Here is a 21,491-nt window from a genome sequence, read left to right on the forward strand (position 1 = left end):
TCATGACCGTATTTGAACACTTCAACACGCTTTGCGTTGCCAAGGGCGACCGCGCGGCCACCGGAATAGACTGGAACGTGTTTCTGGATCCGGACCGGGTCGTGGATGCTGCCGAACAGCTGAAGCATTTGGATTTTCATTTGGAAAGCGTACACGCCATAGATGCGGCCGAAGGCATGTTGGTCAACTATCTGTTTGACCATTTTGAAAAGCGGGAGCGCGTATGTTTGCGTGTGTTGCTTGATCATACGGATGCCGAGGTTGATTCCATTGCGGGCGTGTTCCAGGGGGCCGAATGGCATGAGCGGGAGACCTATGATTTCCATGGCATCATGTTCAGGGGCAACCCGAATATGGTGAATCTGCTTTTGCCTGCCGAGTCCGACATCCATCCTCTTGTGAAGGCGGCCAAGAAACGGTTTACGCTGGTCGAACTGCTTAATTGTGGTGAAATCGTGAGCCGGGCCGACGGGTTCGACCTTCTGGATGAAAAGACAGAGGAGGCAGCGCAATGAGCTCTGAAACCGTTTTTCAGGCCCGGGTCGAAGACCCGATTGGCGGCGACTTCTATGCACGGCGTTTCCAGCAGGGGTGCGAGGAAAATACGCTGGTGCTCAACATGGGGCCGCAGCATCCATCCACACACGGCGTTTTGCGCGTCATTCTCGAGGTGGACGGCGAATATATCCTGCGGGCCGAGCCTGTTTTGGGATATCTGCACCGGATGCACGAGAAGATGGGCGAGGTAAAGAGCTGGTATCAGTTCATTCCCAACATGGGGCGCGTGGACTACGGGCATCCCCTGGCCTGGAACTGGGCTTATGTGGGAGCCGTGGAGAAATTGGCCGGGATCGAGGTGCCCGAGAGGGCCGAATACATTCGGGTCATCACCTGCGAATTGAACAGGCTGGCGTCGCACCTCTTGTGGTGGGGCGCATACCTGCTGGACCTTGGGGCATTTACCCCCATCCTGTACGCGTTTGATGATCGTGAAGCCATTCTGGACATACTGCAGAGGCCTACGGGGTCGCGCCTGACCTACAGCTCGTTCCGCATCGGCGGAGTGCAGATGGATCTGGACGACAAGGCCGTGCAGATGATCAAGGACTTCATCCCCTACTTCCGCAAGCGGTTGCCCATGTACAAGGATCTTGTCACGGACAACATCATTCTGCGCAAACGTGTCGAGGGCATCGGGGAGATGTCTCCGGACGTGGTGAATCGCTTCGGTTGCACAGGACCTGTGGCGAGAGGCTCCGGCATCAATTACGATGTGCGGCGCAACGAGCCATATTCCATTTATGACCGTTTCGACTTTGAAATTCCTACGGAAGATACCTGTTGCGCGGCAGGACGGTACCTGGTGCGCATGGAGGAAATGGCCCAGACCCTGCGGATTCTGGAACAGGCCGTGGAAGGGTTGGAACAGGCCAAGGGCGAACGCATCATGGAGAAGGCACCCAAGCCCAACTGGAAGGCTCCGGCGGGCGAGGCGTGGTTTGCCGTGGAAAGCGGACGCGGCAAGGTCGGCGTGCACGTGGTTTCCGATGGCTCCAAGACACCGTATCGCGTCAAGCTGCGGTCCCCGAGCTACAGCAACCTGAGTTCGTTCGGGGAAGTGGCAGAGGGTGTGCTTATTGCCGACGCCGTTGCCATTCTCGGCAGTCTTGACCTGATCATTCCGGAAATCGACAGGTAGGGGGGCGTATGACGACATTCATCAATACTCAATTGTTGCATCTGATCATCGCCCTGGTCGCAATCATGGCATGGGTCGGACTCAACGCGTTGGTTCTGGTTTACTTTGAACGCAAGTTTGCAGGCCACATCCAGCGCAGGCCCGGACCGTTCGAGGTTGGACCGCACGGCATATTGCAGCCGCTCATTGACGGTCTCAAGCTCATGGGCAAACAGCTGCTGACCCCGGACGGGGCGGACAGCGTACTGTTCTGGCTGGCGCCGGTCCTTTCCTTTGTGCCGGTGCTGTTGCTGTTTGCGCCCATTCCTTACGGCCCGGTTTTGACCGGCATGGAAATGAACCTCGGCATCCTGTTGATTCTGGCTTTCGCCGGATTCAACTCGCTGGCTCTGTTGCTGGCAGGGTGGGCTTCCAAGAACAAATGGGGGCTTTTGGGTGCTGCGCGTGCGGTGGCACAGGCCGTGGCATACGAGATCCCCATGCTTCTGGCCGTGTTGGCCGTTGCCTTCATCACAGGAACGCTGAATCTGACCGAGATAACCACCATGCAGGGAGCATGGCCCTGGCAATGGAACATCGTGATACAGCCTTTGGGCTTCATTATTTTCCTGGTCAGTGCTTTTGGTGAAACCAACCGCGCCCCGTTCGACTTGCCCGAAGGTGAGTCCGAACTGACCGCAGGGTTCCACACCGAATATTCCTCCATGGGATTCGGCCTGTTCTTCATGGCTGAATACGCCTACATGGTGGTCGTCTGCTCGGTGTGTACGGTTCTGTATCTGGGCGGTTTCAAGGGGCCGTTCCTTGACGGATGGTGGTGGTTCCTGGCCAAGACCTATGCACTGTTGTTCCTGATGATCTGGGTTCGCTGGACCTACCCGCGCGTGCGGTTCGACCAGCTGTTGAACATCAACTGGAAATGGCTGTTGCCGCTGGCCACGTTCAATCTGCTGGCAACCGCGCTTTTCATAAAGCTGTAGGGAGGAGGATCCTATGGAAACGATCCGCAGGAACATCCTGCAGCCCATCAAGGATCTCTGGAGCCTGATCGTGGGCCTCAAGGTGACCGGCAAGTATTTTGCCATGAAACAGGTCACGGTCCACTATCCGCGCCAGGTTATCGATGATGAAAACCTCAAGACATACGCGGGCCATATCGAGCTTGTGGGCAAGCCCAAGGACCCGTGCATGCCGCGGTGCATTTCGTGTCAGATGTGCGCCACAAGCTGCCCGAGCGGGTGTATCAAGGTGACCAAGCAGAAGGCACCAAAGCCCACGCCCGAACAGCAGAAGGCTATGGAAGAGGCCAAGGCCAAGGGAGAAAAGGTCAAGAAGCCTGCCGCACCCAAGAATCCTGCCGGATTCATGCTCGATTATTCGTTGTGCAGCCTGTGCGGTACGTGCGTCGAGGTCTGTCCCGTCAAATCACTTCGGTTCTCCAACGACATTTATCTTGTCGGAACAAGTCGGGACGATTTCAAGTTCGACCTGTTGGAACGCCTGCGCAGTCAGGCTGAGCCGCGGTGCGACGCGCCTGCATCAAAGAAACAATAAGCGAGGTTGACAGATGGAACTCATGGGTAAAGTGGCTTTTGCCGTCTACACCGCCGTCATCCTCGCCGGTGCGGTGGTAGCCGTGGGCAGCAGCAGCCTTGTCCGGGCCCTTGTGGGGCTGATCACGACCCTTGTGGGCGTGGCAGGCATGTACATGCTGCTCAATTCGCCGTTCATGGCCTTCATGCAACTGCTTATCTACGTTGGAGCGGTGAGTGTGCTCATCTTCTTCGCGGTCATGCTCACACGGGCTGATGCCGCGGGTGATGAGGCCAAACCCGCCTCCATACGCAAACACCTGTTTGCCCTTGTGGGGGCAGCGTCTCCGGCCGCGATTTTGGGCTGGATTCTTATGACCCGCCCGGTGGACAGCATAAACACGCCTCCGGATGTGAGCATCAACGCGTTGGGACACGAGCTGCTTGGTTCGTATTTCCTGCCGTTCGAGATCATTTCAGCCGTACTGATGATCGCCATGTCCGGCGCAGTGCTGCTGGCATGGGAAAGGAGGGGACGCAAATGAGCACTCTCGTTCTTTACCAACTGGTGGCGCTCATGCTGCTTACTGCGGGACTCTTCGGAATCACCAAGCGCAGGAGTCTGGTGGGTATGCTGATCGCCGTGGAGCTCATGCTTAACGGGGCAGGGCTGTCCATTGTGGCGGCCGCGCAACTGACCGAGGCCAATGCGACGCTCGGGCAGTTGGGAACCCTGTTCGTCATGGGCCTGGCAGCAGCCGAGGCAACGCTCGTGCTGTCCATAATCGTGGTCGTGTTCAGGCGGTTCGGCTCCGCAAAAACCGGTGATATCACCACGTTGAAGGAATAGTTATGGTCAACGGAGTCACAATCGAAACCACACGGTTGCTGATGCCGGTAGCTGCTACCCTTGTCGCACCGCTTCTGATCTGGCTGGCTCGCCACGATCAGAACAAACGGGAAGCCATGAGCTTTCTCGCGGCTGGGGTCACGTTTCTCTCGGTATTGAGCATGGCACCCATGGTGCTGCGGGGCGAGGTGCCCGGGTTTGAACTCTTCACGATTCTTCCCGGCATCAAGGTCTCCTTTGCAGCAGACGGGCTTAGCATGATCTTCGGGCTGATCGCTTCCTTCCTCTGGATATTCGCGACCAGCTACAACATAGGGTACATGCGCAGTCTCAAAGAGCACGCGCAGACCCGCTACTATATCTGTTTTGCCGTGGCCATATTCGGTGCCATGGGCGTGGCCTTTGCGGCCAACGTGTTCACCCTGTACCTCTTCTACGAGGTCATCACCGTGTTCACCTACCCGCTGGTCGCCCATCATCAGGACACCGATGGGTTCTCCGGGGCGCGGAAGTACATCGTCTATTTGATGGGTACGTCCAAGCTCTTCCTGCTCCCGGCCATGGTGCTTACCTACGTATTGACCGGCTCGCTGGATTTCAACTTGCACGACATCGTGCATGGCATGTTCTCGGCACAGGTTCTTGCCGAGCATCCCGGTCTGGTTGGCCTGACGTACATTCTGTATATCGCAGGTATCGGCAAGGCCGCGCTTATGCCGTTCCACAACTGGCTGCCTTCGGCAATGGTGGCGCCCACACCGGTTTCCGCGTTGCTGCACGCAGTGGCAGTTGTTAAGGCGGGTGTGTTTTGCGTCTGCCGGATCATCCTTTCGGGATTCGGCACCGGCGTTCTTGGCAAGCTGACCTTTTCGGACATGTCCTTCAGCATCCTGGGCAGCGTCTGGTTTGCCCCGGGAACGTTCATGGGCAATCTGAACCTCGGGCTGGCAACGGCGTATGTTGCGGCGTTCACCATCGTGTGCGCCTCGCTTATCGCCCTGACCAAGGACGACATCAAGGCCCGGCTGGCCTATTCCACGGTCAGTCAGCTTTCATATGTAGTTATCGGCGTGGCCATGCTCTCGCAATTCGCGGTGCAGGGCGGCGTGATGCACATCGCCCACCACGCCTTTTCCAAGATCACGCTGTTCTTCGCAGCCGGTGCCATCTATGTGGCCACGCACATCAAGAAGATCAGCCTCATGGACGGGCTGGGACGGCGCATGCCGTGGACATTTGGTGCGTTCGGTCTGGCAAGCCTGTCCATGATCGGCGTTCCTCCGGTCTGCGGATTCGTTTCCAAATGGTATCTGGTCAAGGGAACCCTGCAGATCGATCAGACGATCCTGCTGGTTGCCCTGTTGGCCAGTACGGCGCTCAATGCCGGGTACTTCGTACCCATTCTGTACAGGGCCTTCTTCCGCAAACCCGCGCCGGAGGCCAACATTGAGCAATACAGCGAGGCTCCGGGAGTCATGGTCGTGCCGTTGTTCACTACTGCGGTCATCTCCGTGCTGCTGGGTCTGTATCCGCAGACATTCCTGAACTTCATAAAAGTCTTCGGGAACTTCTAGGGGGTAACTATGAACAGCGGACTCGGAATAATGCTGGAAAAGATGCGGGACAACTGGAAGGCATGGAGAATGATATTCTTCGTGGTGCTGGCCGTGCTGGTCGCACTCAACTTCTTCATCCATCCGCATCATCCGCACTTTGGATTGGATAAATACCCGGGCTTCTGGGCCATCTTCGGATGCGGGATCGGACTTGTCATGGTCTTGGTCATGAAGAAGATCGTTCAGCCCACCATAGGCAGGAAGGAGGATTACTATGATCGAGGCGAGTAGCTTCCTTCACCCGTCCATCGGCTTCCTGGCCTTTGCCTTGGCCGTCCCGTTTTTCCGGGGCGGAGCATGGCGCTGGCTGGCGCTGGTGCCCCCGCTTCTGGCCCTGTACGGGATCATGACGGTGGACCCCGGCACGTATGGCGGACTGCCGTACATCGGTGAAACCCTCGTGCTGGGACGCGTGGACAAACTGTCCATTGTTTTCGGTCAGGTCTTCGCCATAATCGCACTTATCGGCATGGTGTATTCCATGCATCTCAAGGACAAGGGGCACTACATCGCCGGTTCACTGTATGTGGCGGGCGGATTCGGCTGCGTGTTCGCGGGCGACTACGTGACCCTGTTCCTGTTCTGGGAACTCATGAGCGTCGGCTCGACCTTCCTGGTCTGGCAGGCCGGAACAAAGGAATGCGTCGGGGCCGGTTTCCGGTACTTCATGTACCATACGGTCGGCGGCCTTTTCCTTCTGGCCGGCATGCTGTTGCGCTACAAGGCGCTTGGCACCTTCGCCTTCACGCACATTGATCCCTCGGCAGCTCAGTACTATGACTGGCTGATTCTGGCCGGGTTCTGCGTGAACGCGGCCGTGGTTCCGCTGCATGCGTGGCTGCCGGACGCCTATCCGCGTGCATCAATCGCGGGTGCGGTGTTCATGTGCGCGTTCACCACCAAGACCGCCGTGTACGTGCTTTGCCGCGGATTCGCCGGTTGGGAGGTGCTGGCCATAGCCGGTACCATCATGGCTGTTTTCGGCGTGCTGTACGCGTGTATCGAGAACAATGCGCGGCGCATCCTTTCCTACCACATCGTTTCGCAGGTGGGATACATGGTTGCGGGTATCGGCATCGGCACGGCCATGACACTGAACGGAGCCGTGGCGCACGCCTATGCGCACATCCTCTACAAGGGGTTGCTGTTCATGGGCGCGGGCTGCCTGCTGTATGCCACGGGCACGGCCAAGCTCGACAAGCTGGGCGGCCTTGCCTACAAGTTGCCGTGGGTCATGGTTTTGTACATGATCGCGGCCCTGTCCATCTCGGGGATGCCGCTGTTCAACGGCTTCATCTCCAAGACCATGACCATCACCGGAGCGGCCGAGGCGCATCGCACTTGGCTGGCTTTCGGTATGGAAGTGGCTGCCGTGGGTACGTTCATTTCGGTGGGCATCAAGCTCCCGTACTTCGCCTTCTGGGGACGGAAGCGCGAGTATACCGGTGAGATCAGGCCCATTCCGTTGAACATGTACGTGGCCATGGCCATGGGCGGCTTCCTGTGCACCTTGCAGGGTATCTATCCCGATATCCTGTACCGCTACCTGCCGTACGCGGTTGAACACGCCTATCACCCCTGGACCACATGGCACGTGCTGCAGGCATTGCTGCTGCTCGGATTCTCGGGGCTGGCGTTCTACTTCACCCGGCAGGTCATCACGCCGCACTCCAAGCTCAATCTGGACTTCGACTACTTCTACCGTCTGATCGGCAAGCTGGTCATGGCAGTCATCTGCTGGCCGCTTTCCAAGATTGACGACGTATGGACCGAAGTCTACCGCACCGTGGGCCTCAGAGGACTCATCGGCATGGGCAACAAGACGGCGTGGTTCGACAGGAAAGGCATTGATACCGTTGTGGACGGATCGGCATACACGGTCAGGAACATCGGCCGCGCAGGGGCCAAGGTGCAGACTTCGCGCCTTCAGGATTACCTTGCGCTTGCTGTGTTCCTCGGGCTGTGCCTGTTTGGTCTTGTCTGGTATTTCGGATAGATACTTTAATCAGGGAGTGACGTTTTGGACTACGGATACCCTGTTCTCACAAGCCTGATCGCCTTCCCCTTGCTGGCGGCGGTTGGCCTGTTCATCGTTCCGGGCTGGCTGTCCAGGGGCTTTACCCTGGCTGCTTCCATCGTGGAACTCATGTTGGCCATTCCGCTGATTCAGGGCCTCAGGTTTACATCGGAATTCCAGTTCGTGGAACGCTTGCCGTGGATTCCCCAGTGGGGACTCGAATACTATCTCGGCATCGACGGTATCAGCTACCTCATGGTCCTTTTGACCCTTGCGGTGCTGCCACTGTGCGTTCTGTGTTCGTGGACATACATCGGCAAACGCATCAAGGAGTTCCATTTCTGCCTGCTGTTTATGACCTCGGCCTGTATCGGGGTGTTTTCGGCACTGGATCTGGTTCTCTTCTATGTGTTCTGGGAAGCCATGCTTATCCCCATGTACCTGCTCATTGCGGTATGGGGCGGCGATGAACGGCGTTACGCGTCGATCAAGTTCTTCCTGTACACGCTGGCGGGTTCGACCTTGCTGCTGGCAGCCATCGTGGCTTTCCGCATCACGGGCGGCACGTTTGCCATCCCCGAGTTGATGACCATCAACTTTACCTTCAACTTCCAGTTCTGGGCGTTTTTGGCCATGGCTCTGGCCTTTGCCATCAAGGTGCCCATGTTCCCGTTCCATACATGGCTTCCCGCAGCGCACGTGCAGGCCCCTTCGGCCGGTTCCGTGATTCTGGCGGCCGTGCTGCTGAAAATGGGAACCTACGGATTCCTGCGTTTCTGCCTGCCGCTGACACCGGCGGCCAGTGAGTTCTTTGCGCCCATGATGATTGCCATCTCCATCGCCTCCATCATTTACGGCGGTGCGGTGGCATTGGGCCAGTCGGACGTCAAGAAGCTGGTAGCCTACTCCTCGGTGGGCCATATGGGATTCGTGACGCTGGGCATCTTCCTGTTCAACGTGCGCGGCGTGGAAGGAGCCATCATGCAGATGCTCAACCACGGCATCGTCACCGGCGCAATGTTCATGATGATCGGCGCGGTGTACGAACGCAGCCACAGCAGGAATATCTCGGACAACATGGGGCTCGGCAAGTATATGCCCGCGTTCATGTTCTTCTGGGGCCTGTTTGCCCTGTCGTCCTTCGGCTTCCCGGGGACCAACGGGTTCGTGGGTGAAATACTGGTGTTCATCGGCGCGTTCCAGGCCAAGACCTGGATCGGGTTCGCCATTGTTCCCGGTGCGTTGCTCGCAGCGGCATACATGTTCAAGGTCTCTCTCAAGCTGGCTTGGGGACAACCCAGTTCCTTCAAGCCGGGGTGGAAGGACCTGAACGAGCGGGAATGGACCTATCTGGCCATACCCGCAGTGTTCGTACTCTACATCGGTCTTGCGCCGGGCATCTTTTACAAGATCATTGACCCGTCCATCGAGAAGCTTCTGATGGACTTCGGAGAGCGCAAGGCCGTTGTGCAGGTGGAAAACCAACAACCCGTGAAAACGGCGGCTCAGAGCGTGTTCTCCGGCCTGCTGTTCAGCGCGGAATAAGGAGGTAGGAAGTGAACTTCGACATTTCGCTGCTCCTGCCGGAACTTGTTTTTCTGGCGCTGGCTCTGGTGTTGATGCTCCAGGCTTTCGGGATAAAATCCTTCCCCCGCGCAGAGTGGTGGGTTCCGGTGGGATCGTTCATCGGGGTCATTGCCGCCTGCCTGAGCCTGAATTGCCGCGGAACCATGTTCTACGGCGTATACGAGGTGGACATGGCCTCCCAGTTCTTCAAGGCGGTCATCGCCTTCGGGTACTGGATCGTTGCCGTGAACGCCTGCAAACAGGAAACCCTTGTCGAGGGCAAACGGCCGGATTATTACATGTTCCTGGCCTTTTCCGCTCTCGGATTGATGATGCTGGCCTCCAGCGTGGAACTGATCACCATTTATCTGGCTTTGGAGCTTTCCTCCTACAGCCTGTATGCGGTCATTCCCCTGCGTTCGGGCAGCCGGGGGGCGGCTGAGGCGGGCCTCAAGTACATTCTGTTCGGTGCGGTGGCCACGGCGTTGGCCCTGTACGGCCTGTCGTATGTCATCGCCGCGCAGCATACCACGTTTATCGCCGAACTGGCGGACAAGTCGTGGAGTTTTGCGCAGCAGCCCATGGCCGTGGTCGGCCTGTCGCTGTTCCTTGCGGGCATGTTCTACAAGCTGGCCCTGTTCCCGTTTCATTTCTGGGCTCCGGAAGTGTATCAGGGCGCCAGCAATGAAACCGCTGCCTATGTGGCGACCCTGCCCAAGATGGGCGCAATCGTGGTGTTGGTCCGTCTGGCCGTTTTCCTCAAGCCCGGCCTTGAACTGACCACCACACTCGCCGTGCTCGGCGGCCTGTCCATGACTTACGGCAACTTCGCGGCCCTGGCCCAGAAGGACCTGAAGCGTCTGCTCGGATTCTCGTCTGTTGCGCACGCCGGGTACATAATGGTCGGGCTGGTTTCCGGAACGGCAGAGGGACTGGCGGCCGCCAGCTTCTACGGGCTGGCGTACCTGCTCATGAACCTGTTGTGTTTCTGGGTGATCAGCCGCATTGCCGTGGACGGTCGCAATCTGGAACTGGATGACCTGAATGGCCTGTACCGGCGCGCGCCGTATCTGGCCTTTGCCCTTGGCGCCGGGGCGTTTGCCCTTGTGGGGCTGCCGCCCACCATCGGTTTCATCGGGAAGTTCTTCCTGATCACGTCCGCATGGAACCACGGATACAACTGGTTGGTCATTACATTGGTGCTCAACAGCGCCATCGCCATCTACTACTATCTGAACATGGTTCGCCATGCCTACACCAAGGAAGTCGAGGGCGAGGAAATGCCCAAACCTGATTGCGGCGTGCTGGGGGTCGTGGGTGCGAGCCTGCTGACCGTGGCCGTGCTCGGATTGGGCATGATTCCGGCTCCGGTGTTTGAGTTAGCGGTCAAGGCCGGAAAGGCATTGCTGCCCTGAGCGGTTCAATGACAAAAAAATGAAGAGGGCCTCCCGTGGGGGGCCCTCTTTTCTTTTGGGGATCAGTGGCTGTGGGTTAGGCTTCGTAGAGAAGATGCAACCCGGCAGAGGCCATGTCCCTGCATCCGGTCAGCACCATGGCCTGTTTGAGTTGGCCCATGACACTTTCAAGGTATTTGACCACGCCTTCCTTGCCGCCGCCGAGGGCCGCCGTGCAGAACGGGCGGCCGATCATGGTACAGTCCGCGCCAAGGGCCATGGCCTTGAGCACATCGAAACCGTCGCGGATGCCGCCGTCCACGATGATGGTCATTTTGTCTTTGACCGCATCGGCCACTGCGGGCAGCACTTCGGCGGTGCCGGGTGTGTGGTCGAGCACGCGGCCGCCGTGATTGGAAACCACGATTGCGTCCACCCCCGTGTCCGCTGCCATACGCGCCTCGTCCGGGTCCATGATGCCCTTGAGTATGAATTTTGCGCCCAGGCCGTGGATTTTTTCCACGATAACAGCGAGTTCCTTCACTGTCTTGGGGGAAACCGGACGCCCCATGAGCCGCAGGGTGATCAGGCCGGCCGCGTCGATGTCCATGCCGAAGACAGAAGGATTGGACTTGGCAGCCATGTCGATTTTTTCGTTCAGCTCGTCGCCTTCCCACGGTTTGATGAAGGGAATGCCGTGTCCGTCCACCTTGGCGATACCGTCAAATGAGCTTTTGTAGATGAATTCGGGCACGCCGTCGCCGGTGCAACCGATGACGCCCACTTCCTTGCTGCCACCGAGAATGGCGTCCACGTATTCGTGTTCTTCCATGCCGCCGCCCATGTTGAAGGACACGCCGCCGATGGGCGCGGCCATGACCGGCATGGCAAGGTCAATGCCCAGCACATTTACCGATGGGTCGGGATCACAGACATCGTGCAGCAGGCGCATGTTCAGTGTGACGTCAGCAAGCGCGGCTACGTTGTTTTTGAAGGATGCTCCGGTGCCGACGCCCCCCATGCCCGGGACTTCTCCGGCACAGGCGCGTCCATCGCAAACCGGGCATACCCGGCAGTATCCTTTCATTGCTTCGCGTGCTTTTTTGCGAATTTCCTTCATTTTTTCAGCTCCCTTCAATAGTTAGAAAAGACTCCACAACATGCGGGTTCCCACCACGAACAAGAGGATGGCAAAAACCTTCTTGAGCCTGTCCACAGGCAGGCTGTGCGCCAGGCGTGCGCCCAGTGGGGCGGTGATGACACTCATGGACACAATGCCGAGCAGGGCGGGCAGGTAGACGTAGCCCACAGACCACTCCGGCAGGTTGGCCACACCAAGGCCATTGTATATGTATCCCGCCGTTCCGGAAAGGGCGATGGGCAATCCGATGGCAGCGGCCGTACCGATGGCCGTATGAATGGGGACGTTGCACCATGTCAGGAATGGAACCGAGAGGGTGCCGCCGCCAATACCTACAAGGCTGGAAAAGATGCCGATGACGTTGCCGATGCCGAACATGGGTGTCGTGCCCGGAACCTGTCTGCTGGGTTTGGGTTTTTTGCCGGTAATCATCTGGTAGGAGACGTAATACAGGAATACGCCAAAGAATCCCTTGAGAAAGTTGGTGGAAAGATATGAGGCGATGCACGTGCCCACGAATGTACCGATGAGAATGCCCACAACGATGGTTTTGAGGATGTCCCAACGCACGGCTCCGCGCCTGTTGTGGGCCATGCAGCTGGATATGGAGGTGAAGATGATGGTGGCCAGCGATGTGCCCAGTGCCAGATGCATCATGACGTCGTGTGGGATGCCCTGTTTGGTGAAGCAGAAGTAAAGGATGGGAACGATGACCAGTCCGCCGCCGATGCCGAGCAGCCCGGCAAGCACTCCGGCCAGTGCCCCCATGAGCATGTAGGTGATGAAAACGGTGAGCATGATTACTCCTCGTGGCCGTCCAGCACGGCCTGTTGCATTTGAATGATGTGTCGGGCCATTGCTTTTTCCGCAGCCTGCCCGTCATGAGCTTCCATGGCCTCAATTATGCTTATGTGTCCTTGTACGGAATGGTTGGTTCGTACAGGGTCACGCAGATAGCGGGAACGAGTGTCGTCCAGTAGACGAGTGATGGTCTCCATGACTTGAAAAAGAGCACTGTTGCCTGTGGAGCGGGCCAGTATGCGGTGAAATTCGCGATCGAATTCGGAATCGTCTTTGTCCCCTGATGCCGCCCTGCTTTGGTCCAGCAGCACGGCCTTGAGCTCTTGCAACTGCTCCGGGGTGTGGCGTTCGGCGGCCAGCCCCGCTATTTGCGGTTCGATGATGCGTCGAAGTTCGAAGATTTCTTGAATATGTTTTTTTTGCTGGCCGATGGCTTTGGCAAATGTCTCGGTCAGCAGGGTGGTGTCGTTGGGGGCCAGATAAGTGCCGTCGCCAAGACGGCTTACGAGAACGCCTTTTTCCGCAAGAGCACGGATGGCTTCGCGTACGCTGTTTCGTGAAACCTTGAAAGTCTGGGCAAGTTTGCGTTCCGAGGGAAGTCTGTCACCGGGCTGCATTTCCCCGGTTTGGATCAGTCCCTGAATCTGGTCGACGATCTGTTGGTAGCGGTGTTTGCTCATATTGGTAAGACCAATTTTGTTTATGATTAAATCGGTCCTACCAATATTCTTGTGTGTAAAAAAAAGCAAGCTGTTTTGGCATCTGTATTGCCCGTCAATATCTTGCGGCGCACATGCTGAGGGTGTATGCTGAATTAATGGAGAAAAAATATGCATGAAGTAAGTTTGGGCGGAGCACTCCGTGACTATTTGACCGGCGAGGAACTCGAAAACACCACCTATGAGGAAGTTCGGCAGGGCTTGGCCAAGATGTTGGTGGAGGAAAAGGGATATCCTCGCGAGCGGATTCGATCAAAGGTCAAGCTGGAGTACTCGATTGACGGCCAGCAATATGACCGCGCGCTTGATTTCGTGATTGTGGACGAAGAGGAGCGACCGTTGTTCGTGATTCTATTCTGTTCGGGAAATGTGGGAACCTATGAGCGCGAGACCGCATGTGCTGCCCGACTTGTGCAGGGCGGACCCGCCCCGCTGGCTTTGGTCACGGATACCATGGAGGCCATTCTCATCAATACTGACGACGGCGGCTGTCTGCGCCAAGGCATGGAAGCCCTGCCCACATGGCAAGAGCTTCTGGATATGACAAAGGACGCCGAAGTACGACCATTGAGCGAAGAACAACGGGAAAAACAGACACGCATATTCCACGCCTATAGCGGATTTCTTTTCGGTGCCTGTTGTGAAGGAGCCTGTCCTGTTGCCGGTCCCAAGGATGATTGATCGAAGGTTCATTACTCCTTGATCAGGATGCACTCCCCAGGGCAGCAGTTCATGGCATCCTGCACCTCTTGTATGGTTGCTTCGGGGCGGATGACTATAGGCCTGTCAGTGGTCTCATCCCATTCGAAAATATCGGGATTCAAGTCCACACACCCTTGGCACCCATTGCAGTGCACAAGGTCCAGTTCCACATGTTGGGTATTTGTAGCGTTGCTCATAAATCAACAATAATAACTGATATTGATTGAGGCAAGGTACGGTCATGAAGATTTTCCGCACGACTCATGGTGGAGTGTTTGGCGGGAACGGCTGGATATTTATCAGTCTGACGGCCGTTTTTTTGCTTTTTATCTGTTTGTATGGGTGTTTTGAAGAACGGGACAGTCCGGGGGCGGCACTGTTGTCCACGGGGTATACCGATATTGCCGAACAGGCAAAGGGAACCATTGTTCATTTTTACATGGATGACAGTGATTCGTTTGCGAATAAGTGGGTAGATACTGTGTTATGTCCGTTCATGAAACGGCGTTATGATATTTCCGTTGTGCGTGTTCCCGTTGTTTTGGATGCGTTTGCGCGGGAGGTTGTTGCTTCCAGGGATAGGGGCGATTCGCATGGAAGTGCCGACTTGGTGGGCGTTTACGGCAGAAATTTTCGAAATTTGAAACAGGCTGGGGCTTTGTTCGGGCCGTATGCGGAAAAGCTTCCCAATTATCTTTTCTTTGTGAACAAGGATATGGCCGGTATTGATTTCGGCATGCCGGTTGACGGTTATGAAACGCCGTTCGGCATGTCCAGGTTCGTCTTTGAATACGATGCGGACCGAATGAACGAGCCGCCACGAACAATGGAGCAGCTCAGGCAGTGGATCAAGGATAACCCTGGCCGTTTCACGTACTGTGCGCCTCCGAATCCGATTGGGGCTGCCTTCATTCGGCAGGTCCTGTTTGCTGTTTCCGGCGGGGCAGATCAATATTATCGTATCTTTGACAGAAAATTGTTGGAGCGCAACGTGCCGTTGTTGTGGGACTACCTTGAGGATATTCGACCATTCATGTGGAAGAAGGGAAATGAATATCCGGAAAGCCGGGCCCATATGGATGGCTTGTTTGCTTCCGGGGAAATCTGGCTGAACATGTCGTATCGGCCATTGCATGCTTCCTCAATGGTTCTGGCTGGCGAATATCCCATGTCGGTTCGCAGCTATGCCATGGAGGACGGCGCCCTTTTTCATTTGCACTGTGTGGCCATCCCTTTTGACGCGCCCAACAAGGGTGGGGCAATGGTGCTTGCCAATGTGCTCATGTCCCCTGAGGTGCAGTATTCCAAGCTCGGTCCCGTGCTCTGGGGAGATCTCCCCGGCATTGACGTCTCTCGCCTGCCAGGCAGTATTTGCGATCGTTTTTCATCGGTGTATTTGGGACGTGCTGCAGCTTCGCACCATGACTTGGCAGTGGCGGCCATTCCGGAGATCTCGGCGGAATACGAGAATGATCTGGAACAGGGGTGGAAGTATCATTTTGAACCATAATTGTAGCGGACTTTGTCTGAATGCCTTTAATTCTTGAGGGTTGTGATTTGTGCGCGGTCCAGGTGAATGCTTTTGCACTTGCCTTTTGAGCGGCTTGGTTGTAGCTCACAGACTTCACATCGGCTCGCGGAGCCTTCCGGAAAATCACATCACAAAGACGAATCGGATTATGAAAAACATATACCTCACAGGGCCGCGCGCTTGCGGCAAGACCACGGTTGGGAAAATGCTGGCCGAATACCTGAAACGGCCTTTTGTGGACACGGATCAGGTGTTTGTGGAAAAGCACGGGCAATCCATTGCCGAGTGTGTGGACGCCGAAGGTTGGGATGTGTTTCGCAATCGCGAGGCCGCCGTTCTTCGGGAGCTTGCGGGCAGACAAGGCCTTGTGGTTGCCTGTGGCGGGGGCATTGTGCTGCGCGAGGAGAACAGAAAGATTTTGGCGCGGGGCATGACGGTATATTTTGATATCGATGCGGACGAGTTGGCGCAGCGCCTTGAGAATGACCCGCTTGAGGCCCAGCGTCCGAGCCTGACCGGCAAGTCTCTTGCTGAAGAAGTTCGGGATGTACTCAAGCGCCGTGATCCCATGTATCGGGAAAGCGCCCATGTGGTTATTACCAAGGATTTGCCGGAGTTCATGGTTCGCACCATTGCGCGGTCTGCAGAGCGGTTGACGGAAAAAACTTGACTTTTTCGTTATATCCGATGCTATTGTATTCATTGGAATGAAGTTCTTTTATTGTGTTGGAAGTTCATTTTGACAGCATCGGGAGGTCGTGATTGGACAGGTTGCGTGAACGTCTGAAGACGATGGAGCACAGGCTGGAACGGCTGCAGGCCGATCCGCAGAACGGTCCGCGTATACTGTTTTTCAGTGGGGGCACAGCCCTGCGGCGGGCAAGTTCTGAGTTGGTTCGCCATACATGGAATTCCGTCCATATTGTCACCCCGTTTGATTCCGGGGGAAGTTCCGCTGTTTTGCGACGGGAGTTTTCCATGCCTGCGGTGGGCGATGCCAGAAATCGCCTGCTAGCCCTTGCCGATACCGACGATCCTGCCATTGCTCCTGTTGCTGATTTTCTGGGGTATCGTTTGCCAAAAGAGGAAGAAGCGTCTGCATTGCGTCGTGAGATCGATGCGATGGTTCGCGGTAAGCACTCGGCAATGACGGAGTTGCCCAAGACTGCCGCAACGGCCATTCGTTCCTGTTTGTCGGATTTTCTTGATGCCTGTTCCCCGTCTTTTGATTTTCGCAATGCCAGCGTCGGCAACCTTGTGCTGACTGCTTTGTTCTTGCGCAATGAGCGCCGCAGTGCTCCTGCCATTGACGAGTTTGCAACGCTGGTTCGTGCCCGCGGCACGGTGCGGCTTGTATTGGATGAGCCTCTTGATCTCATGGCCGAGTACGCGGACGGAAAAACCGTGGTCGGTCAGCATCGCATTACTGGCAAGGAAGTCGAACCGGTCAAGTCGCGTGTGGAACGAATCCGTTTTGTGCGCGGTACGCAAAATGTGCCCCGAAGCGAGGTCCGTATTGATGAACAGATCAGGAGGTTGATTTCCGATGCCGATCTGATCTGTTATCCGGTGGGCAGTTTTTATACCAGTATTGTGGCCAACCTGCTTCCGGCGGGTGTTGCAGATGCCGTGGCCGCAAACGGTTGCCCCAAGGTTTTTGTTCCCAATTTGGGGCTCGATCCGGAACTGTTCAATACGAGTCTGTCCGATCAGGTCTCGGCCATAATAGGCTTTTTGCGTCGCGGGGCCATCGTCAAGGCTGGCGGGTCTTACCTGGATGCCGTGCTTATTGATTCCGGTGACGCCCATTACCCGGGCGATGTGGATGAGGTTTTTTTCGAAAAGCTGGGGTTGGAGATACTCAGGACGCCTTTGCTTGACGGAAAACGTGGTCTTGCGGACCCGGCTGGTCTGGTGCGCGCCTTGTTGGCACTTTCGTGCTAGTCCGTGCTTGCCCTTGGCCGTTGCTGGGAGTAACACGTTTTTCATGCGTTCCAAGCTATTAACTCCATTTTGGCTGCCCGTATGGTTTTTTGCGGCCGCAATCGTGCTGGGTGCGGTGCTGTTGCGTCTTGATTGGTGCGATGGGACCCAGAGCCTTTCGTTTATTGACGCCTTGTTCACATCAACCTCGGCCATTTGCGTTACCGGTCTGGTCGTTGTTGACACCGGCTCCTATTTTACCCGGGCGGGACAAGGGGTCATTCTTCTGCTCATCCAGTTGGGTGGGCTGGGTATCATGACCTATACGAGTCTTATGCTGTATCTGCTCGGACGTCGGGTTTCGCTTGGCGACCGGATGGCTGTGGGGCTCAGCCTGTTGCATGATCCCCGGTTCAGCCTGCGTGGATTTCTTTTTCGTGTACTGCTCATGACCATGCTGATCGAAGGGGTAGGGGCGATCGCCCTGTGGTTTTTGGACCCTGTTGGTTTTTCTTTTTTTTCTGCAATATTTCATTCGATTTCGGCATTTTGTAACGCCGGATTTTCATTGTTCCCGAACAGCTTGGTCCGCTGGCAGGGTGATTGGGCTGTCAATGCGGTATTCATGATTTTGATCACCGCAGGTGGGCTCGGCTTTTATGTGTTGAACGAATGTTCCGGAATTGTCGGCCGACGAATCAAGACGTTGACGCATTCGGCACCGAGCAAGCCGCATCGCATGAGTTGGCACACACGGGTTGTGCTCAATACTTCTTTGTTTCTCGTCGTGGCCGGAGCGTTGGCTATTTTTGGCGCGGAATTGGCCGGAGGCGAGTCGTTTGGTGATTGGGATGACGAGTTGCTCATGGCGCTTTTCCAATCAGTGTCCTGTCGTACGGCCGGATTCAATACTGTGGAAATTGCCCACATGACAAATGTGTCCCTGGTTTTCATGTTGTTTCTCATGTTTGTGGGAGGATCACCGGGATCGTGTGCCGGTGGCATCAAGACAACTACCATACGAGCCTTGTGGGCGTTTATCGTGGCTCAGTTCCGCGGCAGTGAACAAACGCGGATCGGTCGTTTTTCCCTGTCTTCGCAATCCATGAACAAGGCTTTCACGTTGGTGGTTTTCGCCGGGTTCATCGTGGCCGGGACCACTATCGTGCTCAATATCAGCGAGGGCGGCGACATTCCGCATATTCAGGCCCGCGGGCATTTTCTGGAAACGCTTTTCGAAGTGTTTTCGGCCTATGGGACCGTGGGGCTCTCCACCGGATTGACCGGATCGTTGACTTCCGTGGGCAAAGTTGTCGTTATCATGCTCATGTTTGTGGGCAGGCTCGGTCCCATGTGGCTGTTGTCCGCATTGCAGAGCTGGCAGGCCGAGGAACGGTATCGGGTTGCGGAGCAGGATTTGCCGCTGGGCTAGTTTTTCAGGAGAAATCGTCATGGCAAACAAGATTGAAGTCGGCGTTGTGGGTCTGGGTAAGTTTGGTCAGGCTTTCGCACGGGCCTTTCAGGAAAAGGGACATACCGTTGTCGGGGTCGATCGTTCGGAAAGCAACGTTCGTCGCGTGCAGAGTTATTTGTATCAGACTTTTCAGGCGGACGGCACGGACAAGGGGGCCCTGGAACAGGTTGGTTTCAAGGAGCTCGATCAGGTGGTGGTTTCCACGGGCAAGTCCATGGAAGCCAGCATTCTCGTGGTGCTCAATCTCCAGGAGTTGGGCGTAAAGAAAATCTGGGTCAAGGCCGTGAGCGAAGAGCATGAAAAAGTGCTCAAGCGTCTTGGTGTACATTTTGTGGTTTTCCCTGAACGGTTTGTTGCCCAGCAAATAGCCCATCGCATGGCTGTGCCCGGTCTTCTGGATTATCTGGGCCTTGGTGAAGACGTGGTTGTGCGCGAGGTCGAAGTTGATCAATGGCAGGGCAAAAGCTTGCGCCAACTGGACCTTACCAATCGTTTCAACGTGCAGGTGGTGGCTTTCAGGGCCAAGGAGCAGGAAGGCCTTTCCTTTGTGCCTCGTGCGGATGTCGTGTTGACCCGCGGTGATACTCTTGTCATCCTCGGAAAAGGTGATGACGTACTTGAACTTGCAGATAGCTAGGGGATAATGATGAGCGGCAACTCTTTCGGAACCATATTCCGGTTGACTACCTTTGGTGAATCCCATGGGCCCGGCCTTGGCGGTGTTGTGGACGGTTGTCCCGCCGGCGTTCCCATGAGCGAAGAGATTATTCAGCAGGAATTGGACAGGCGCAGGCCCGGAAGTGGCAAAGCTTCCACGGCGCGCAAGGAGTCCGACAGAGTACGGCTGCTCTCCGGGGTTTTTGACGGCATGACCACGGGAACGTCTATTGGCTTTTACGTGGAAAATGAGGATCAGCGTTCCCGCGATTATTCCACTCTCAAGGATATTTTTCGGCCCGGACATGCGGATTTTTCCTTTCATGCCAAGTTCGGGCGCCGGGATTACCGCGGTGGCGGCAGGTCGTCCGGCCGCGAAACCCTGTCCCGCGTGGCGGGCGGGGCCATTGCGCAGGAGCTGTTGCGCCAGCAGGGCATAGCTCTTTATGCCAGCACTGTGGAATTGGGCGGAATTTCCGTCGCGACCATGAATTATGAAGATGCAGCCCAGACGCCGTATTTCAGTGCGGACCGGGATGTGGTTGCTGCATGGGATGAGCGAATCGATGCGGTCAAAGCCGATGGAGATACGTTGGGCGGCGTTGTGGAGGTCCGTGCCGTAGGCGTTCCTCCGGGGCTTGGCGAACCTGTTTTTGACAAGCTGGATGCCCGGCTTGCCTATGCCCTGATGGGCGTGGGCGCGGTCAAGGCCGTGGAGATCGGGTCCGGTTGCGTTGCGGCTCGCAGTACCGGCTCTGCCAACAACGACTACATGACGCTTGACGGTTTTACGTCAAACAATGCCGGGGGCAGTCTTGGCGGTATTTCCAGCGGGCAGGATGTCGTTGCCAGAGCATACATCAAGCCGATCCCGTCCATTGCCCGCGAGCAGAAGTGCATGCATCGAAACGGAGAAACCGTGTGTGTGCGCGTGGGCGGACGACATGATATTTCGGCCATTCCACGGATCAATCCGGTGCTCAAGGCCATGATGGCCCTGACATTGGCTGACCTGTTGCTGGTGGATCGTCGTTTGGGCGAACGCCTATAAAGCGTTTATCCGGCTAAACCGTACTATTCACAAAATGAAAGGACATGGCGTTCCAACCGTTGGAAGCATCACCAATTGGTCGTGCGTGTGCCGCAAATGATTTCCACCCCCTATTAAGGGGAAGCGTCTTGCCGCGCACGCTTCGGTATTCTCGCCTCGTTTGAACATCCCATTGTATCTGGTCTGATCGAAGGGGCGAACAACAAGATAAAGACATGGAAGCGGCAGGTGTGAATTATGTTTTTCAAACTCGGAATCATGGGAATTCACGAAGCGAAGTATGCTTGATCCGGATGAGCCGTATAAACGAAAAAGGGGAACCAGCCATCAGGTGTTCCCCTTGTACTTATTTGTTGGATTTCAGCGGCTTGAGTCTCACTGCGGTGCCGTAGCAGGAGTAGTACTTGTCCCCTTCCGGGTGAAAGGCCACGGATTCTCGATAGCCGATGATGGCGTCCGCATTGACATCGATGGCCTGAGCCATGAGACCGTAAAAGGCGTTGTCGAACGTATAGCTTCGACAGACGATCAGGCCGAAAGCCCCAACAATGTCTCTGCCCGGAACGGTTTCCGTGGTTACTATCTTGAGTTTGCCCGCCAGATACATGTCTTTGGCCAGCTTGGTGCGCTGGTCGGTTTTCGTATCATCCTTGCTGACGCGTTTGGGCGAGCCGAAAAGAAGGGCCATATGTGATCCTTTGTGTGAACTTTATTGATTTGATTCGCAATATGTATCCCAGATTCCCCTGCAAGGGCAAGTGGGTTCTCCTCGATAATGCAAAAGGCCGCCCCTAACCGGGACGGCCTTTGCATTGTAT

The 21,491-nt window shown here is 56.2% G+C and carries 24 protein-coding genes; 19 read left to right on the plus strand and 5 right to left on the minus strand.

Going from position 1 to position 21,491, the window contains the following annotated elements; genetic code table 11:
- The first annotated feature begins 2 nt into the window (after positions 1-2).
- The 11 genes from F8A88_RS04355 (at position 3) to F8A88_RS04405 (ending at position 10,695) form a co-directional block, all read left to right on the plus strand.
- Positions 3-515 (plus strand): NADH-quinone oxidoreductase subunit C, encoded by a 513-nt coding sequence (locus F8A88_RS04355; RefSeq protein WP_151149858.1) that lies wholly within the window; start codon positions 3-5, stop codon positions 513-515.
- Entirely contained in the window at positions 512-1,699 is a 1,188-nt protein-coding gene (locus F8A88_RS04360; RefSeq protein WP_151149859.1) for an NADH-quinone oxidoreductase subunit D, read from the plus strand. The genes F8A88_RS04355 and F8A88_RS04360 overlap by 4 nt, the downstream gene beginning before the upstream one ends.
- Before the next feature lie 8 nt (positions 1,700-1,707).
- Positions 1,708-2,679: an NADH-quinone oxidoreductase subunit NuoH gene (gene nuoH, locus F8A88_RS04365; RefSeq protein ID WP_151149860.1), complete on the plus strand. Its 972-nt coding sequence runs from the start codon at positions 1,708-1,710 to the stop codon at positions 2,677-2,679.
- Positions 2,680-2,692: 13 nt separating this feature from the next.
- Positions 2,693-3,253, plus strand: coding sequence for a 4Fe-4S binding protein (locus F8A88_RS04370; RefSeq protein ID WP_151149861.1), 561 nt, complete (start codon positions 2,693-2,695; stop codon positions 3,251-3,253).
- A 13-nt stretch (positions 3,254-3,266) separates the two neighbouring features.
- A complete protein-coding gene (locus F8A88_RS04375) occupies positions 3,267-3,776 on the plus strand; it encodes an NADH-quinone oxidoreductase subunit J family protein (RefSeq protein ID WP_151149862.1) in 510 nt (169 codons plus the stop codon).
- Positions 3,773-4,081 (plus strand): NADH-quinone oxidoreductase subunit NuoK, encoded by a 309-nt coding sequence (nuoK, locus tag F8A88_RS04380; protein ID WP_151149863.1) that lies wholly within the window; start codon positions 3,773-3,775, stop codon positions 4,079-4,081. The genes F8A88_RS04375 and nuoK overlap by 4 nt, the downstream gene beginning before the upstream one ends.
- 2 nt (positions 4,082-4,083) lie before the next feature.
- Complete coding sequence (locus F8A88_RS04385) at positions 4,084-5,655, plus strand: monovalent cation/H+ antiporter subunit D family protein (protein ID WP_151149864.1); 1,572 nt, start codon at positions 4,084-4,086, stop codon at positions 5,653-5,655.
- A 9-nt stretch (positions 5,656-5,664) separates the two neighbouring features.
- Positions 5,665-5,928, plus strand: coding sequence for a 2TM domain-containing protein (locus tag F8A88_RS04390; protein ID WP_151149865.1), 264 nt, complete (start codon positions 5,665-5,667; stop codon positions 5,926-5,928).
- Positions 5,912-7,693 carry a Na(+)/H(+) antiporter subunit D gene (locus F8A88_RS04395; RefSeq protein ID WP_194163268.1) on the plus strand — a complete coding sequence of 594 codons (1,782 nt, stop codon included), beginning with the start codon at positions 5,912-5,914 and terminating at the stop codon, positions 7,691-7,693. Before F8A88_RS04390 ends, F8A88_RS04395 begins: the two co-directional genes overlap by 17 nt.
- Positions 7,694-7,717: 24 nt before the next feature.
- Complete coding sequence (locus F8A88_RS04400; protein ID WP_151149866.1) at positions 7,718-9,259, plus strand: complex I subunit 4 family protein; 1,542 nt, start codon at positions 7,718-7,720, stop codon at positions 9,257-9,259.
- 74 nt (positions 9,260-9,333) lie between these two features.
- Positions 9,334-10,695: an NADH-quinone oxidoreductase subunit N gene (locus tag F8A88_RS04405; protein ID WP_151150262.1), complete on the plus strand. Its 1,362-nt coding sequence runs from the start codon at positions 9,334-9,336 to the stop codon at positions 10,693-10,695.
- A gap of 76 nt (positions 10,696-10,771) precedes the next feature.
- Here the strand turns inward: F8A88_RS04405 and F8A88_RS04410 are convergent, their stop codons facing one another.
- From F8A88_RS04410 to F8A88_RS04420, 3 genes are read right to left on the minus strand one after another with little or no spacing between them, the layout of a single operon-like run.
- Complete coding sequence (locus tag F8A88_RS04410) at positions 10,772-11,794, minus strand: alpha-hydroxy-acid oxidizing protein (protein ID WP_151149867.1); 1,023 nt, start codon at positions 11,792-11,794, stop codon at positions 10,772-10,774.
- 21 nt (positions 11,795-11,815) lie between these two features.
- A complete protein-coding gene (locus F8A88_RS04415; RefSeq protein WP_151149868.1) occupies positions 11,816-12,613 on the minus strand; it encodes a sulfite exporter TauE/SafE family protein in 798 nt (265 codons plus the stop codon).
- Positions 12,614-12,615: 2 nt separating this feature from the next.
- On the minus strand, positions 12,616-13,296 hold the full coding sequence (locus tag F8A88_RS04420; RefSeq protein WP_161598336.1) for a FadR/GntR family transcriptional regulator: 681 nt from the start codon (positions 13,294-13,296) through the stop codon (positions 12,616-12,618).
- A gap of 150 nt (positions 13,297-13,446) precedes the next feature.
- Between F8A88_RS04420 and F8A88_RS04425 the strand changes: the two genes are divergently transcribed.
- Positions 13,447-14,016, plus strand: coding sequence for a type I restriction enzyme HsdR N-terminal domain-containing protein (locus F8A88_RS04425; RefSeq protein ID WP_151149870.1), 570 nt, complete (start codon positions 13,447-13,449; stop codon positions 14,014-14,016).
- Between the two features lie 11 nt (positions 14,017-14,027).
- Here F8A88_RS04425 and F8A88_RS04430 read toward each other — a convergent pair whose 3' ends face one another.
- Complete coding sequence (locus F8A88_RS04430) at positions 14,028-14,234, minus strand: ferredoxin (RefSeq protein ID WP_151149871.1); 207 nt, start codon at positions 14,232-14,234, stop codon at positions 14,028-14,030.
- A 44-nt stretch (positions 14,235-14,278) separates the two neighbouring features.
- Between F8A88_RS04430 and F8A88_RS04435 the strand changes: the two genes are divergently transcribed.
- From F8A88_RS04435 to F8A88_RS16080, 7 genes are all read left to right on the plus strand, one after another.
- Positions 14,279-15,547, plus strand: a complete 1,269-nt coding sequence (locus F8A88_RS04435) for an ABC transporter substrate-binding protein (protein ID WP_151149872.1) — start codon at positions 14,279-14,281, stop codon at positions 15,545-15,547.
- Positions 15,548-15,716: 169 nt separating this feature from the next.
- A complete protein-coding gene (gene aroL / locus F8A88_RS04440; protein ID WP_151149873.1) occupies positions 15,717-16,238 on the plus strand; it encodes a shikimate kinase AroL in 522 nt (173 codons plus the stop codon).
- Between the two features lie 92 nt (positions 16,239-16,330).
- Positions 16,331-17,512: a GAK system CofD-like protein gene (locus F8A88_RS04445; RefSeq protein WP_151149874.1), complete on the plus strand. Its 1,182-nt coding sequence runs from the start codon at positions 16,331-16,333 to the stop codon at positions 17,510-17,512.
- Between the two features lie 43 nt (positions 17,513-17,555).
- Complete coding sequence (locus tag F8A88_RS04450; RefSeq protein ID WP_151149875.1) at positions 17,556-18,923, plus strand: TrkH family potassium uptake protein; 1,368 nt, start codon at positions 17,556-17,558, stop codon at positions 18,921-18,923.
- A gap of 19 nt (positions 18,924-18,942) precedes the next feature.
- A complete protein-coding gene (locus F8A88_RS04455) occupies positions 18,943-19,602 on the plus strand; it encodes a potassium channel family protein (protein ID WP_151149876.1) in 660 nt (219 codons plus the stop codon).
- A 9-nt stretch (positions 19,603-19,611) separates the two neighbouring features.
- Positions 19,612-20,673 (plus strand): chorismate synthase, encoded by a 1,062-nt coding sequence (aroC, locus tag F8A88_RS04460; RefSeq protein ID WP_151149877.1) that lies wholly within the window; start codon positions 19,612-19,614, stop codon positions 20,671-20,673.
- 147 nt (positions 20,674-20,820) lie between these two features.
- Complete coding sequence (locus F8A88_RS16080; RefSeq protein ID WP_151150263.1) at positions 20,821-20,907, plus strand: transposase; 87 nt, start codon at positions 20,821-20,823, stop codon at positions 20,905-20,907.
- Positions 20,908-21,019: 112 nt separating this feature from the next.
- On the opposite strand, the gene F8A88_RS04470 is transcribed toward F8A88_RS16080, so the two are convergent.
- Positions 21,020-21,361 carry a hypothetical protein gene (locus F8A88_RS04470; protein WP_151149878.1) on the minus strand — a complete coding sequence of 114 codons (342 nt, stop codon included), beginning with the start codon at positions 21,359-21,361 and terminating at the stop codon, positions 21,020-21,022.
- Positions 21,362-21,491 lie beyond the last annotated feature (130 nt).

The organism is Pseudodesulfovibrio senegalensis, from assembly GCF_008830225.1.
GTDB classification, from domain to species: domain Bacteria; phylum Desulfobacterota; class Desulfovibrionia; order Desulfovibrionales; family Desulfovibrionaceae; genus Pseudodesulfovibrio; species Pseudodesulfovibrio senegalensis.